The 15,227-nt window shown below is 70.2% G+C and carries 14 protein-coding genes; 9 read left to right on the top strand and 5 right to left on the bottom strand.

Annotated elements, in window-relative coordinates:
• Positions 1-76 precede the first annotated feature (76 nt).
• The 3 genes from AXE84_RS09065 to AXE84_RS09055 form a co-directional block, all read right to left on the bottom strand.
• The gene (locus tag AXE84_RS09065; RefSeq protein WP_060957642.1) at positions 77-1,024 is read right to left on the bottom strand and encodes an aldo/keto reductase; all 948 of its coding nucleotides are present in this window, start codon (positions 1,022-1,024) and stop codon (positions 77-79) included.
• 155 nt (positions 1,025-1,179) lie between these two features.
• Positions 1,180-2,109, bottom strand: a complete 930-nt coding sequence (locus AXE84_RS09060) for a hypothetical protein (RefSeq protein WP_060957641.1) — start codon at positions 2,107-2,109, stop codon at positions 1,180-1,182.
• A gap of 118 nt (positions 2,110-2,227) precedes the next feature.
• Entirely contained in the window at positions 2,228-3,019 is a 792-nt protein-coding gene (locus AXE84_RS09055) for an SDR family NAD(P)-dependent oxidoreductase (RefSeq protein ID WP_060957640.1), read from the bottom strand.
• Positions 3,020-3,136: 117 nt separating this feature from the next.
• On the opposite strand from AXE84_RS09055, the gene AXE84_RS09050 reads away from it, so the two are divergent.
• The 9 genes from AXE84_RS09050 (at position 3,137) to AXE84_RS09010 (ending at position 13,304) form a co-directional block, all read left to right on the top strand.
• Complete coding sequence (locus AXE84_RS09050; RefSeq protein WP_060957639.1) at positions 3,137-4,504, top strand: Na+/H+ antiporter family protein; 1,368 nt, start codon at positions 3,137-3,139, stop codon at positions 4,502-4,504.
• An 89-nt stretch (positions 4,505-4,593) separates the two neighbouring features.
• Positions 4,594-5,418 carry a pyrroline-5-carboxylate reductase gene (gene proC / locus AXE84_RS09045; RefSeq protein WP_010613541.1) on the top strand — a complete coding sequence of 275 codons (825 nt, stop codon included), beginning with the start codon at positions 4,594-4,596 and terminating at the stop codon, positions 5,416-5,418.
• A gap of 465 nt (positions 5,419-5,883) precedes the next feature.
• Positions 5,884-7,587: a nitrite/sulfite reductase gene (locus AXE84_RS09040; RefSeq protein WP_060957638.1), complete on the top strand. Its 1,704-nt coding sequence runs from the start codon at positions 5,884-5,886 to the stop codon at positions 7,585-7,587.
• On the top strand, positions 7,584-8,375 hold the full coding sequence (locus tag AXE84_RS09035; RefSeq protein WP_081093135.1) for a phosphoadenylyl-sulfate reductase: 792 nt from the start codon (positions 7,584-7,586) through the stop codon (positions 8,373-8,375). Before AXE84_RS09040 ends, AXE84_RS09035 begins: the two co-directional genes overlap by 4 nt.
• Positions 8,372-9,382: a sulfate adenylyltransferase subunit CysD gene (cysD, locus tag AXE84_RS09030; RefSeq protein ID WP_060957637.1), complete on the top strand. Its 1,011-nt coding sequence runs from the start codon at positions 8,372-8,374 to the stop codon at positions 9,380-9,382. Before AXE84_RS09035 ends, cysD begins: the two co-directional genes overlap by 4 nt.
• On the top strand, positions 9,382-10,740 hold the full coding sequence (locus AXE84_RS09025; RefSeq protein ID WP_060957636.1) for a sulfate adenylyltransferase subunit 1: 1,359 nt from the start codon (positions 9,382-9,384) through the stop codon (positions 10,738-10,740). The genes cysD and AXE84_RS09025 overlap by 1 nt, the downstream gene beginning before the upstream one ends.
• Positions 10,741-10,743: 3 nt before the next feature.
• Entirely contained in the window at positions 10,744-11,535 is a 792-nt protein-coding gene (gene cobA / locus AXE84_RS09020; protein ID WP_060957635.1) for a uroporphyrinogen-III C-methyltransferase, read from the top strand.
• 42 nt (positions 11,536-11,577) lie between these two features.
• Positions 11,578-12,621 carry a sulfite exporter TauE/SafE family protein gene (locus AXE84_RS09015; RefSeq protein ID WP_060957634.1) on the top strand — a complete coding sequence of 348 codons (1,044 nt, stop codon included), beginning with the start codon at positions 11,578-11,580 and terminating at the stop codon, positions 12,619-12,621.
• Positions 12,618-13,304 (top strand): sirohydrochlorin chelatase, encoded by a 687-nt coding sequence (locus tag AXE84_RS09010; RefSeq protein WP_060957633.1) that lies wholly within the window; start codon positions 12,618-12,620, stop codon positions 13,302-13,304. The genes AXE84_RS09015 and AXE84_RS09010 overlap by 4 nt, the downstream gene beginning before the upstream one ends.
• A 99-nt stretch (positions 13,305-13,403) precedes the next feature.
• Here AXE84_RS09010 and AXE84_RS09005 read toward each other — a convergent pair whose 3' ends face one another.
• Positions 13,404-14,207 (bottom strand): TetR/AcrR family transcriptional regulator, encoded by an 804-nt coding sequence (locus AXE84_RS09005; protein ID WP_060957632.1) that lies wholly within the window; start codon positions 14,205-14,207, stop codon positions 13,404-13,406.
• Between the two features lie 105 nt (positions 14,208-14,312).
• The gene (locus AXE84_RS09000) at positions 14,313-15,110 is read right to left on the bottom strand and encodes an ABC transporter permease (protein ID WP_060958223.1); all 798 of its coding nucleotides are present in this window, start codon (positions 15,108-15,110) and stop codon (positions 14,313-14,315) included.
• Positions 15,111-15,227: the final 117 nt, after the last annotated feature.

Here is a 15,227-nt window from a genome sequence, read left to right as displayed (position 1 = left end):
CGCCTTTGAAGAAAATGTTGATCTGTGGGCGGTGCTGCTGGTCGCCGGCTCGGAGCCGCTCGGTCTAGCCGTACCTCTAGCCGGCTGCGTTGAGCTCCTCGACGGCCTCCTGAGGGAGGCTGAAGCGCGTGGCCTCGATGGCGTCAGTGAGTTGGGCGACGCTGCTGACGCCCACGATCGGGGTGATGGTCGGCTGCTGGGCGTTGAGAAGGGCCAGGACGACCTGGCTCGGCTTCCTGGCAAGACGCTCCGACCACGTGCGCAGCGCTGTCAGCCGCTTGTCAGTCCCCGGGTGCCTGTAGGCCTCAGGCAGCGGACGTTCTGGGTGCTCGTAGGCGCCGGTGAGCAGCGGCGTGTAGGCCCACAGGTCCAGGCCGCAGCGCTCGGCGAGGTCCTTGCTCTCGATGGTCATCATCCCGTGAGGGTGGTCCTCGCCCTCAACTGGAGTATCCGGCCTCGGGTGGAGGTACGACTCCCGCAGCTGCAGGGCGCTGAAGCCGGCTGAGCCCCGCTGCTGGGCGTGCACGTTGGCTGCGGCGGCGTACCAGGCCGGGTGGTTGGACAGCCCGATCCGTGCGGTCAACCCTTGGTCAACCAGGGCGCCGAAGGTCTCAGCAACATCCGCGACCGGCTGCTCCCGGTCCTCCATATGGGCCCAGTACATGTCGAGGCGCTCCGTCTGCAGGCGCTGCAGACTGTCCCGGATGGCCTGGTTGACGGTCTCCCTGCCGAGACCTTCCACGGCGCCAGGGAAGCCGTGGGGGCGGGTCGGCTCCGCACCGACCTTGGTGCTGATCCTCACTTGGTCACGCACGCCGCGATCAGCGAGCCACTGGCCGATCACGGTCTCGCTCTGGCCCCCGAGGCCGGACTCGGCTCCCCAGAAGGCGTAGCAGTTCGCGGTGTCGATCCACTGGCCGCCCAGATCCAGGTAGGCGTCGAGGATTTCACGGGACTGGGTGGCAGGCAGGCGGGTTCCGAAGTGCATGGTGCCCAACGCCATGCGGGGGTGTGCGTCAGTCATCGGGTTCCTCTCCTCCGTGTCATCAGGGTGAGCGCTGCGAGGCGTGCCATCGACCGTAACCGAATCTGCACACACCGACAAGAACTTCACAGGCGACACGAATACGCGTCGCCTGTGAAGAAAATGGTGATCTGTGGGCGGCGGTGCCGGCGGCCTCAGCCCTGCGTGCTCGGAGAGGCGTCCTGCTGCTGGAGGACGCCCGAGGAGCCTGAGCCGCCCTTCTGGTTGCCATCACCCGAGCCGGAGCCCGACTGCTGGTCGCCGCTCGAGCCCGAGCCACTGGAGGCGTCCCCGTTGGGAGTGGTCCGGCCGGCTCCACCGGAGCCTCCTCCCGGACCGCCCTGGCCGTTCTGGCCGCCCGGGCCTCCCTGGCCACCCTGTCCGCCGGGGCCTCCCTGGCCACCCTGTCCGCCGGGGCCGCCTCCGGGCATCTGCCCACCGGGCCCGCCCTGACCACCGGGGCCTCCCCCGCCAGGACCTCCCTGACCCCCTCCGGGCATGCCCTGTCCGTTGCCGGCTCCCTGCTGCTGGGCCTGACCGTGCTGGGAGTGGGAGCTGAGGAGCTCGTTGGTCCCCCACCCGGCCCCGAAGGAGCCCGCCAGCAGCGCCACCCCGGCAGCGCCCACGACGGCGCGACGGCGGTACCAGGGCCCGCGAGTCTTGGTCCGGGCCTTCTTAGCCGCCGCGGACGTGGAGGGCACGACGCCGATGGTGGCGGCGTTCTGAGCATCCGGAGACGCCCACGCCCCGCCCAGCCGGGTGTCGGCAGTGCTGCTGCCGGCAGCCGAGTGAGCCGCCCCGGAGCCCGTGGCGGAGTCCGGCGTGACGTCCTTGGAGAGAGCCTCGGTCCTCACCGGCCCTGAGTCAGCGCTACCCGCAGCCGCCTTGAGGTCCTTGACGTCCGTGCTGACGTCCGTACTGCCGGCAGTGTTGCCATCACTGCCGGGGTCGCCCACGGTGTCCTGCGGCAGGCGCTGCGCAGCGGCATCGGTGGCGTCGGCGGATTCCCTGGTGGGAAGGCTCTCCGTGGCCGCGTCGCGCGGGGAGGAAGTGGCGTCGCCACCGGAGGAGACGTGCTTGGTCATGGGTGTCCTTTCAGTCTGGTTCCCGGCCCGGCCGGGGCTGGAAGAGACATTAGGAACCCGCGCTGTGCCCGGGGCAGGTCGAGCCTGTGGACCACCTATGTGCGACGACGCCGCTCCCCTACTGCTCCCGGGCCACCAGCGTGTTGGAGGCCTGGGCCCGCGGCCGCACCACCATGGAGTCGATGTTGACGTGAGCGGGCAGCTCCAGCGTCCAGGCGATGCAGGCGGCGACGTCGTCGGCGCTGAGCGGTTCGGCCACGCCGGCGTATACCTTCGCCGCGGCCTCGGCGTCTCCATGGAGACGGTTGAGGGAGAACTCCTCGGTGGCCACCATGCCGGGGGCGATCTCAATGACGCGCACCGGCTCCCCCACCAGCTCCAGGCGCAGCGTGTTGGCGATGATCCGCTCGGCGTGCTTGGCCGCCACGTATCCGCCCCCACCGGGGTAGGTGTCGTGGGCCGCCGTGGAGGTGAGGAAGACCAGGTCCCCGCCCCGCTCCCGAAGCCCGGGCAGGAAGGCCTGGCTCACGCGCAGGGCCGCGAGCGCGTTGCGCTCGTACATGGTCGCCCACTCCTGGGCGCTGCCCTCGGCGACCGGGTCGACCCCCAGCGCGCCGCCGGCATTGTTGACGACGGCGTCGACAGCTCCGCCGGCCAGCACCTCACTGGCCAGGCGCTCAACGTCGCCGGGCTCCTGGAGGTCGGCGGCCACCCACGTGCAGCCGGTCTCGGCGGCCAGCGCCTCAAGGCGCTCCACCCGCCGCGCGGTAGCGACGACCTCCCACCCGTGGGAGCGCAGGAGCCGAACGGTGGCGGCACCGATACCGGTGGAGGCACCGGTGATCAGGGCGCGGCGGGCCGGCTCGGAGACGGCGGAGTCGACGGTGACGTTCTTCGGGTTCTCGCTCATCGGTCCACGATACGTCCCCGTCACGCCCACCTGGCACAATCGGCTGCGATTCACACGGACTTACCCAGGCCCGCTCGCGAAGCCCAGCACAGTCGGCCCCATATCGGAAGGCCCCCTATGAACGCCATCATCCTCGCCGTCCTGGTCATGCTCATCCTGGCGATGCTGCGCGTCCATGTGGTCCTGTCCCTGTTCGTCGGCGCGCTCGCGGGCGGGTTGAGTGCAGGCCTGGGCGTCAGCCGCACCATGGTCGCCTTCCAGGACGGACTGGCCGCCGGAGCCAAGATCGCCCTGTCCTACGCGCTGCTGGGGGCCTTCGCCATGGCGGTGGCACACTCGGGCCTGCCCCAGCTGCTGGCGAACTGGCTCATCGGCCGCATCGAGAACAAGGACGAGTCCGTCTCCCGCAGGGCCGTGCGCACCACCACCATGCTGGTGCTGGGCGGGATCACGGCCATGGCTGTCATGAGTCAGAACCTCATCCCGGTTCACATCGCCTTCATCCCACTGGTGGTCCCGCCGCTGCTCATCGTCATGAGCCGTCTTCAGCTGGACCGTCGCGCCGTGGCCTGCGCCATCACCTTCGGGCTGGTCACCACCTACATGTTCCTGCCCCTGGGCTTCGGACGGGTCTTCCTCCATGACATCCTCTACGCCAACATCGAGGAGGCGGGCCTGGACGTCTCCCAGGTCCCGGCCACCCAGGCCATGGGGATTCCGGCACTGGGTATGCTCGCGGGACTGCTCATCGCCGTGTTCGTCACCTACCGCAAGCCCCGCGTCTACCGGGTCGAGACCGGCGGCACCACCGGCTCGGGCGAGGAGGACTCCGGCCCGGTCGAGATCGACCGCCACAAGGTGGCGATCGCGCTGGTCGCCGTCGTCGCCTGCTTCATGGTCCAGACCTTCCTGACCTGGACGGAGTCCGAGGCCGACCCGCTCCTGGTCGGGGCCCTGATCGGCCTGCTGCTGTTCATGGCCACCCGGGTCGTCACCATCGCCGAGGCCGACGACGTCTTCACCGGCGGCATGCGGATGATGGCGCTCATCGGGCTCATCATGATCACGGCGCAGGGCTTCGCCGCCGTCCTGAAGGAGACAAAGCAGATCGAGCCGCTGGTGACGTCGGCGACCTCCTTGTTCGCGGGCTCCAAGCCCGCAGCCGCCTTCGTCATGCTGCTCGTGGGCCTCATCGTGACGATGGGTATCGGCTCGTCCTTCTCCACCCTGCCGATCATCTCCGCGATCTACGTGCCGTTGTGCGTCTCCCTGGGCTTCTCACCGGTCGCCACGGTCTCTCTCATCGGGACCGCCGGGGCCCTGGGGGATGCCGGCTCACCGGCGTCGGACTCCACGCTGGGGCCCACGGCCGGGCTCAACGCCGACGGGCAGCACGACCACATGCGCGACTCGGTCATCCCGACCTTCCTGCACTTCAACATTCCGCTGCTCATCGCCGGGTGGATCGCCGCCATGGTGCTCTGACGGCCACCGGAACCCCCGGAAGTCGCATCGCCTGGCGCACAGCCGCGGTACGGTGATGGCCTCATGTCGCTCACGAGCAGGAGGCCTTCATGCGTATCGGGTTCATCGGCGCCGGCAACATGGTCAGCGCCATTGTGCGAGGGGCCGTGGCTGCGGGAACACCGGCCGGGCACCTGCTGCTGACCAGCAAGCACGGCTCTGCCGAGCGCTTGGCCGAGCAGGTCGGGGCCGTCCACGTGCCCGACGCCGCCGAGCTGGTGTCACGCAGCGACGTCCTCATCCTGGGCCTCAAGCCCTACGTCATCCCCGATGTCCTGCCCCGGTTGTCGGAGGCCATCACCGACAGCCGCCCCCTGGTGGTCTCCATCGCGGCCGGTGTGCCCTTGGAGCGTTTGGAGTCGATGCTGCCGAGCGGCACCCGGGTGGTGCGCACCATGCCGAACATGGCCGCCTCCGTGGGCGAGTCGATGACCGCACTGGCCCCCGGTAGCAGTGCGAGCGCCGAGGACCTGGAGACGGTACGCACCCTCATGGAGACCATCGGTCGCACCGTGGTCCTGGAGGAGAAGGACTTCTCCTCCTTCATCGGTCTGGCGGGCTCCTCCCCCGCCCTGGTGTGCGCCTTCATCGACGCCCTGGCTCGCGCCGGCGTCATGGGCGGCATCCCCAAGGCCCAGGCCGTCCAGATCGTGGCGCAGGCGGTGCTGGGGACCGCCCGTACCGTGCAGACCGAGGCTCAGCGCACCGCTGAGGGAGGCCACGGCCGCACCCCGGCCGACCTCATCGACGCGGTCTGCTCCCCCGGAGGGACAACAGTGGCGGGCATGGTGGCCCTGGAGCGGGCCGGTTTCTCCGACGCCGTCGTGCGCGCCTTCGAGGCCATTGCCGAGAGGGACCGCGAGCTGGGCGCCTGATCGCAGCCCCAGGCCCAAGGGCCCAATCCCGCCCACCCGCTGCCGCAGACCACCACCGGTGCCGTGTGCGGCAGTGCAGCCTTTTTCCGCATCCTGACGCGATTAGGTGCTTACCTAACATCCCCCACCGTGACTCGAAGCACAGATCATTCCTGCTTGTCGCCAGGTAAATGCATGGTTAATGTTTCGGCCATGACCTTCTCTCACGCAGCGCTCTTCAGCGGTACCTATCCCGCTGATCTTCTGCGTGCCCATGCGGTCATGTGTTGTCGGGCCTGACCAGCGCCTGACACCACGGGGACTTCCCCCGCAACGAGGTATCCGGCGCAATGAAGCGTCCGGAAGGCCCCGTTGAGACGGCTGACGCCAACCGAACGGCCCTACAGGCTCTGCACGCAGCAGCACACCAGGCCGCCCCCGGACGCTCCTCATACGCCAATGACACGCCACCGTCATGGAGGAGCAATGACCACCACCGTCACGCCACCCGCCCGCACCCTGCGCCCACCGCGCAAGGCCCGTTCCAACGGCCAGTGGGCCCTCGACGGGCGCAAGCCGCTCAATGACAACGAGGCCTTCAAGCAGGACGGGGACCCGCTGGCGGTGCGCGACCGGATCGTGAACATCTACGGTCCCGGCGGCTACGAGAGCATCGCACCCGATGACCTCAACGGCCGTTTCCGCTGGTGGGGTCTGTACACCCAGCGCAAGCAGGGGATCGACGGCGGCCGCACCGCCCAGCTGGACGCCTCCGAGCTCTCCGACCGCTACTTCATGCAGCGGGTGCGCCTGGACGGTGGGAGCCTGAGCCGTGAGCAGCTGCGGGTGCTCGGCTCGGTCTCCAACGACTTCGCCCGCGGCACCGCCGACATCACCGACCGCCAGAACATCCAGCTGCACTGGGTGGAGATCGACAACGTGCCCGAGCTGTGGCGGCGCCTGGAGTCAGTGGGGCTGACCACGATTGAGGGCTGTGGGGACACGCCTCGGGGATTCCTGGTCTCCCCGGTGGCCGGCATCGCCAAGGACGAGGTCATCGATCCGACCCCGCTGGCCCGTGACATCAAGGACACCTACCTGGGCGACCCCGAGCTGGCCAATCTTCCCCGCAAGTTCAAGACGGCCATCACCGGCTCCCCCAGCCTCGACATCCTCCACGAGATCAACGACATCTCCTTCGTGGGCGTCAACCACCCCGAGCTCGGTCCCGGCTACGACCTGTGGGTGGCCGGCGCCCTGTCCACCGCCCCGCGTCTGGGTCAGCGGCTAGGGGCCTTCGTCACCCCTGAGGACGCCCTGGACGTCTGGTACGCCGTCATCCGCATCTTCCGCGACTACGGCTACCGTCGCCTGCGCAACAAGGCCCGGTTGAAGTTCCTCATGGCCGAGTGGGGGCCGGAGAAGTTCCGCCAGGTCCTCCAGGACGACTACCTGGGGCGTGCCCTGCCCGACGGCCCGGCCCCTGAGGAGCCGAGCGGGGACTCCGACCACATCGGCGTCCACGAGCAGAAGGACGGCCGCTTCTGGGTGGGGGCCAAGCCGCCCGTCGGCAGGTTGAGCGGGGATGTCCTGCTGGGCCTGGCAGACCTGGCCGAGCGGGTCGGCTCGGACCGGGTGCGCACCACCCCGCTGCAGAACCTGCTGCTCCTGGACGTGCCCGCCGAGAAGGTCGACGACGCCGTCGCCGGTCTGCGGGAGCTGGGGCTCGATCCCACCCCGGGCGCCTTCACCCGCTCGACCTTGGCCTGCACCGGGCTGGAGTTCTGCAAGTTCGCGATCGTGGAGACCAAGAAGTTGGCGGCGCGCGTCTCGGCCGAGCTCGACGCGCGCCTGGCCGACACCGACCTGGAGCGGCGCATCACCTTGACCGTCAACGGCTGCCCGAACTCCTGCGCCCGCATCCAGATCGCGGACATCGGCCTCAAGGGCCAGATCATCACGGTCGACGGCGAGCAGATGCCCGGCTTTCAGGTGCACCTGGGCGGCGGCCTGGCCACCGACGGACGCGCCGAGGCCGGCCTGGGCCGCACGGTGCGGGGCCTGAAGGTCCCCGCCTCCGGCCTGACCGACTACGTCGAGCGCCTGGTGCGCCGCTACCTGGATCAGCGCCTCCCTGAGGAGACCTTCGCCCAATGGGCGCACCGAGCCGATGAGGAGGCCCTGCAGTGAGCGCCACAACCACTGACCGCGCCCAGGCATCCCTGAACGTGGCGCACCGGGCTCCTGCCGCCTCGGGGTCTCGGGGCTCCGGCTCGGCCCCGCTGCGGTCCACCGAGGAACTGCGCGCCCTGGCCGAGGCCGGTGCGCGCGAGCTCGGTGACGATGCCCCGGCTCTCGACGTCGCCCAGTGGGCGGCCCAGAACTTCCCCGACACGCTGGCCGTGGCTTGCTCCATGGCCGACGCCGTCCTGCCGCACGTGGTCTCCCGGGTCCTGCCCGGCGTCGACGTCCTCTTCCTGGACACCGGCTACCACTTCACCGAGACCGTGGGTACCCGCGACGCCGTGGCCGCCACCATGGACGTCACCGTCGTCGACGTGACTCCTGAGCTGAGCCTGGCCGAGCAGGACGAGCGCTACGGGCCGGATCTGTGGTCGCGGGACCCGGCCGCCTGCTGCCGTCTGCGCAAGGTCGAGCCGCTGGCGAGGGCCCTGAGCGGCTACGAGGCCTGGGCCACCGGGGTGCGCCGCGAGGACGCCCCCACCCGCACCCACACACCGTTGATCGGATGGGACGCCACCCACGAGATCGTCAAGATCAATCCCCTGGCCGCCTGGAGCATGGAGGAGCTGACCGGCTACGCCGACCAGCACGGAGTGCTCATCAACCCCCTCCTGTACGACGGCTACCCCTCGATCGGCTGCGCCCCGTGCACGGCGCGAGTCAAGCCCGGAGACGACCCCCGTTCCGGCCGCTGGGCCGGATTCACCAAGACAGAATGCGGAATCCACCTATGAGCATCACCCTGACCCACACCCGTCCGGCCCCAGCCCCCTCCTCCACCCCCCATCAGACGCCGGAGCTCGAACCGGCCGGTCTGGCCGACCTCTCCCGGGCCCCCGTCACCACTGAGGCCCTGGACATCCTTGACGTCCTGGAGGCCGAGGCCATCCTCGTCATCCGGGAGATCGCCGCCGAGTGCCGCCGCCCCGTGCTGCTGTTCTCCGGGGGCAAGGACTCCGTGGTCATGCTGCACCTGGCGCGCAAGGCCTTCTGGCCCGCTCCGATCCCCTTCCCCGTCCTGCACGTGGACACCGGCCACAACTTCCCCGAGTTGCTGGCCTACCGCGACCGGACGGTCGAGGAGCTCGGTCTGCGGCTCGTGGTGGCCCGCGTCCAGGACTACATCGACGACGGCCGTCTGCGCGAGCGCACCGACGGCACCCGCAACCCGCTCCAGACGATCCCGCTTCTCGACGCCATCGAAGAGGGCGGCTTCGACGGCGTCTTCGGCGGCGGGCGCCGCGACGAGGAGAAGGCCCGGGCCAAGGAGCGCATCGTCTCCCTGCGCGACGAGTTCGGCCAGTGGGACCCGCGCAACCAGCGCCCCGAGCTGTGGAACCTGCTCAACCCCCGCCACCGCCCCGGTGAGCACGTGCGGGTCTTCCCCTTGAGCAACTGGACCGAGCTGGACGTGTGGCGCTACATCGAGCGTGAGGACATCGCCCTGCCCGGCCTCTACTACGCCCATGAGCGTGAGGTCTTCCTGCGTGACGGGATGTGGCTGGCGGCCGGCGGCGTCAACCGGCTGCGCGACGGCGAGCAGGTGGTCACCCGCACCGTGCGCTACCGCACTGTGGGCGACATGTCCTGCACCGGCGCCGTCGAGTCCGAGGCTGCCACCAACCACGACATCGTTCTGGAGGTCGCCGCCTCCACCCTGACCGAGCGGGGAGCCACCCGCGCCGATGACCGCCTGAGCGAGGCGGCCATGGAGGACCGCAAGAAGGAGGGCTACTTCTGATGAGCACCCCCACCCTCACCGACATCCCCGCCGAGGCCGAGGCACGCGCCACCGCCACCGGCTCGCTGCTGCGGCTGGCCACGGCCGGCAGCGTTGACGACGGCAAGTCCACGCTCGTGGGCCGCCTGTTGTTCGACTCCAAGTCCGTGCTGCGCGACCAGCTGGCCGCCGTCGAGCAGGTCAGCCTGGATCGGGGCCTGACCAGCGCCGACCTCGCGCTGCTGACCGATGGGCTACGGGCCGAGCGGGAGCAGGGCATCACGATCGACGTCGCCTACCGCTACTTCGCCACCCCGCAGCGCTCCTTCATCCTGGCCGACTGCCCCGGGCACGTGCAGTACACCCGCAACACGGTCACCGGCTGCTCCACGGCCGACGTCGTCGTGCTGCTGGTGGACGCCCGCAACGGGGTCCTGGAGCAGACGCGCCGCCACCTGGCGGTCGCCGCCCTCCTGCGCGTCCCGCACGTCATCGTCGCGGTCAACAAGATCGACCTGGTGGACTTCTCCGCCGACGTCTACGCGGCCATCGAGGCCGATATCCGCGCTGTGGCCGCCGAGCTGGGCGTGGCCGAGATCCATGTCCTGCCGACCTCAGCGCTCCTGGGGGACAACATCGTCGAGGCCTCGGCCAGCACGCCCTTCTACGAGGGGCCGACCCTGTTGGGGCTGCTGGAGTCCCTGCCCACCGCCCGCGAGGAGGGCGCCTTCCGCCTCCCGGTCCAGCTGGTCATCCGCCCCCAGGGGGCGGCGCCGGCGCCTGAGCTGCGCGACTACCGCGGCTACGCCGGGCGGATCGCCTCGGGCACGGTGCGCGTCGGCGACCCCGTGGTGGTGCTGCCCTCGGGCAGGCACTCGCGCGTGGCCGGCATCGACCTGGGTGAGCGCAGCCTGGAGGAGGCCGTTGAGGGCCAGTCGGTGACGGTTCGCCTGACCGACGACATCGACGTCGCCCGCGGTGACACTCTGGCCGCGGCGGGGGACGCGCCCCAGGTGCTCACCGAGGTCGACGCCCGTGTGTCCTGGCTGAGCGAGGAGCCCCTGCGCCCCCGGGCGCGAGTGCTGCTCAAGCACGGCGCCCAGACGGTCCAGGCGATCGTGCGCGCCATTGAGGGGCGCCTCGACCTCGATGACCTGACCACAGTGCCGGTTGACCGCCTGGAGCTCAACGACATCGGCCTGGTTCGGCTGCGTCTGGCCTCGCCGGTGCCCTTGGCCGACTACTCGGTCTCCCGGTCCGACGGCGCCTTCCTCCTCATCGACGTCCACGAGGGCGGCACGCTCGGGGCGGGCATGGTGCAGCTCGCAGGCGCAGGGCGCGGAGAACCGGTTGCGGCTGCCTCCTCAGGCAGGGGCTAAGGCATGACGCACGACGTCTCTCCCCATGGACCCGACGGTTCCGCGGATGGCTGGGTGGCGCTGGTGGGCGGCGGCCCGGGCAGCAGCGGTCTCATCACCGCCCGAGGCCTGGAGCTGCTGGGCCGGGCGGACGTGGTCGTCGTCGACGCGCTGGCGCCCCGAGACCTCCTGGAGGACCTTGAACCCAGCACGGAGGTCATCGACGCCTCCAAGCGTCGCGGCCGACACGTCATGAGCCAGGAGGAGATCGACGCACTCCTGGTCGACCTGGCCCGCCGCGGCAAGGGGGTGGTCCGTCTCAAGGGCGGCGACCCCTACGTGCTCGGACGCGGCGGGGAGGAGGCGGCCGCCTGCCGTGCAGCCGACGTGGCCGTCGAGGTCGTCCCGGGGATCACCAGCGCCATCGCCGTGCCCGCGGCGGCGGGGATCCCCGTCACCCACCGGGGGCTGTCGCGCGGCTTCTCGGTCATCACGGCTCATGCGGATCTGGGGGTGCTCCCCCAGCGCCGCGACCACACCCTCATCCTGCTCATGGGGGTCTCCCGGCTGCGGAACTCGGTCGCCTCCCTGCTGGAGGCCGGCAGCGATCCAGCCACACCGGCGGCGATCATCGAGCGCGGCTACCACCCCGACCAGCGCGTGACCACCACCGAGCTGCGATGTCTGGCCGACGTCGCCGCCCGGTACGGCGTGACCGCCCCCGCGGTCATCGTCATCGGCGACGTCGTCACCCTGAGCCCGTACTGGGCTGACCGAGTCGTCGAGGAGGCCCGGCCGGCGAGTCCCGCCGCGTGAGTCCTCCTCGGCGCATGCAGACTGAATGTCCCGGAGTCACTGATGCGCAAGCTTGTTCTTCTCGCCCTCGTCGGCCTGGCCGCCCAGCTGGTCGACGGATCCCTCGGGATGGGGTACGGCATGACCTCCTCCTCCCTGCTGCTTCTGGCCGGGCTGAGCCCGGCACTGGCCTCGGCCTCCGTGCACCTGGCCGAGATCGGCACGACCCTGGCCTCGGGGGCCTCCCACTGGAGGCTGGGCAACACCGATCCTCGCCTGGTGGTCCGGCTGGGGCTGCCCGGTGCGGTGGGGGCCTTCAGCGGCGCCGCGGTTCTGTCTCACCTGTCGACCCGCGCGGCGACCCCGGTGACGGCGAGCCTGCTGATACTGCTGGGGACCTATGTCCTGGGGCGCTTCGCACTGCGCCCGCCCAGCGGATCCGGTAGCCGGCGCTCGCCGCACGGCAGGCGGCTCCTGGTTCCCCTGGGACTGGTGGGCGGTTTCGTTGACGCCACCGGTGGTGGCGGCTGGGGGCCGGTCGTGACGACGACACTGCTCACGGGTGGTCGCACAGCGCCGCGCACCGTGGTCGGCTCGGTGGGGGCCTCGGAGTTCCTGGTGACGGTGGCGGCCTCAGCCGGATTCCTCACCGGACTGGGCACCGCGGGCATCAGCCTCGGGATCGTCCTGACCCTGCTGGCCGGCGGGCTCGTGGCCGCACCGATCTCCGCCTGGCTGGTCTCCCGCCTGCCCGGAGCGGTGCTGGGCACCGCCGTCGGCGGGCTGATCCTGGCCACGAACCTGCGGGTGCTACTGTCCTGGTCCGAGGCCTCAGCTCAAACCGGGGTCGTGTTGTACGGCGCGCTCGGGGTGATCTGGGCGGCCTTCCTGACCCTGGCGGTCCGCAAGGCACGCGCCGCTGCCACAGAGATTCGAGAGGAGACCGAGCAGGTGCTTGAGGAGGTCCACGCCGATCCTCTACGCGGCCACGAGCCTGAGACTGCTGTCCTGGAGGAGGCGATCGCCGCCGGCGGTCCCGTCACCCCGAGGCCGGTCGAGCCGACTCGTCCTCACACGCACACGGTTCTGGTGGTGGAGCCGGCATGAGCAATCGTCCCCTGGTCCTGCTGGCCCACGGCTCGCGCCGGCCCGGGCCGTCCTCGGTCCTGTCGCGTACCGCTGAGCGCGTCGCCGCGATCCTGCCGGGGGTGGAGGTGCGCACCGGCTACGTCGAGCTCCAGTCCCCGGACCCGGCCACGACCCTGGAGGGGCTGGTGGATCCGGTGGTGCTGCCCTTCTTCCTGGCCCGCGGCTATCACGTCGTCCATGACGTGCCGGCCGCAGTGGAACGACACGGGTCGGGGACGGTCACCAGGCACCTGGGGGTCGAGGAGCACCTGGTGGAGGCCGTCGCGCAGCGTCTCCGGGAGGCGTCCGCGCCTCTGGGCGGGCTTGCAGGACTCGACCACATCGTCCTGGGCGCGGCCGGGTCGCGCCAGGCGGCGGCGCTGGAGGAGGTTGAGACCATCACTCGCCTGCTCGAGGCGCGTCTGGGGCGCGAGGTGACACCCGCCTACCTCTCGGCTGCGCGCCCCAGCGTCCGTGACGCGGTGAGCACGGCCCGGGCCCGGGGTGCCAGGCGGGTGGGCGTGGCCACCTACCTGCTGGCGGAGGGGCGTTTCCACCGGGCCCTGCACTCCACGGGCGCCGACGTCGTAGCCGCGCCCATCGGCGACCACCCGGCGCTCGCCGAGCTGGTGGCCCTCCGCTACCGGGAACAGGTCGCCTGACCGCGGGACCCTTCCTCCATCAAGAAGGGCACTGTTTGCGGAAGACAACCGTTGTTCGTGTCGTTACGCGAAACATGCCGCTCTCGGTGGAGAGGCTTGTCAGTCACGGCCATCCTCAAGGAGCCGCTTGGACAGGCGCTGGATGATGGGTTCGACCTCTTGCGAGGTGGTGGCTGCGGCGCTCACGCGGCCGAAGATGCCCACCGCCAGAAGTCCGAAGGCCGTCTCCTCATCCTGCTGGTTCGGCTCACGGCGTCCACGGGAACGGGCCACCATGAGTGAGGTCTCTCTCAGCCAGCGGCGCCAGCTGCCGGCTAGCCGGTCCCGGGAGTCCTCGTGACGAATCGCGTAGAGCCAGGTCTCCAGGTGCAGGACAACATCCTCCATGGGAAGCTCCTGGAGTTGCTCTCCCCACTGGTCGGGGCTCGCCATCTGGCGAGCGGCCTCATCCGAGCTCTCCTCACTACAGGTGACGACCTCCAGGAACAGGGCCTCCTTGGAGGGGAAGGAGGAGTAGAAGGCGCCCTTGGTGAATCCGGCTGCCGAGGCGATGTCACTGACCGACGCCCCCTCGTAGCCCTTGGCAGCGAAGACCTCCCTGGCAGCAGCAAGAATTCGTGCCCTGGTCTCCTCGCTCCGACGGCGCCCGCCGCTCCGACCCGGGGCCGCGCCACTGACTGCAGTAGAGGCTGAGGCCAGCTTGCGGGAGGCGAGGTCCAGGGAGGCCGCTACCGCACTCTCACTGCTTCGGCGCGCTCCCTGACCGGCTGCCCCCACCGCACGGGAGAAGGCGGTAATCGCCTCGTTGAGGGCACGAGTCGCCTCCCTGAGGTCATGAGAGGCGGAGGCCCCGGAGTCATCACTGTCACTGTTCGGCCCGCGGGCGGAGCTCCTGGCGGTCATGCCCCCACTGTAGAGGAGGCCCCTCAGAAAGGGGTTCACGGCACTTCCCCCCTCCACGTTCGTCACTCCCTCCACCGGTCTCCGACCATGTGGTATTCGGCCGGTTCAGGGCCGCCTTCCCAGTGCCCATGACGCTCCGGCAACGGACACCGAGCACCACACGCACAGCACGACCCAGGAACGGGTGGGCATGGTGGCGTCGTGCGGGAACAAACCGGCACGCACCACCTGAGCCATGGGCTCGAAGGGCAGCCAGTGGTGGATTTCCTGGGCCCAGTCGGGGAGCCTGTCGGCGGGGAAGCTGACGGGCGAGAACAGCATGATGCTGAAGGCAAGCACCTGGGAGAGGATCTGAGCCAGGGCCGGAGCCAGGAGCGTGGCGATGGCGTATCCGATGCAGGCCGCTGTCAGGGCGACCAGTACGGCACCGGGCACCAGCCACCACTGCGGGGCGAGGTCGACGTCGAAGCGGGCGTTGGCGACGATGACGCCCACAACCAGGCCGGGCAGTGCAAGAGCGGTCCAGATCGCGAGGTCTGCCAGGAGGAAGGCGATCCTGGGGACGGGCAGGGTGCGCATCCAGTCCAGGCTGCCCTCAGTGCGGGACTGGGAGACCCACTGGGGCGTCATGATGAGTCCCAGCGAGATGAGCGCGATCGCCGGGCCGCCGCCGGCCAGGTAGAGACTCGCCTCGCGGCCTGGGTGGCCCGCAATGAGCCCGTATCCCAGGACCATGGAGACGGACAGCAGCGTCTGCACGATGATGAACAGGGGCAGCATGGGCAGGCTGCGTCGGAACTGCCACTGGATGAGCAGGCCGAGCTGGTACCAGAGCGGAGTCACCCGAGGGCCGGCGCCACCGGCCTGGTCCGGATCAGCAGTTGTACTGGTTGGAGTAGACATCATGTTCTCCTTCATTTCCTGATTCTCTGGGGACGGGAGTCGCACCGCGCTTACGCGGCAGCACGGGGACGACGCGAATCATCGGGACGGATCCGGCCTTCCGCGGATTCACACGGT

Source organism: Actinomyces oris (assembly GCF_001553935.1).
In the GTDB taxonomy this organism is placed as follows: domain Bacteria; phylum Actinomycetota; class Actinomycetes; order Actinomycetales; family Actinomycetaceae; genus Actinomyces; species Actinomyces oris_A.
The sequence above is the reverse complement of the archived record's forward strand: the minus strand, read 5'-3'. Positions and strand labels throughout refer to the sequence as shown.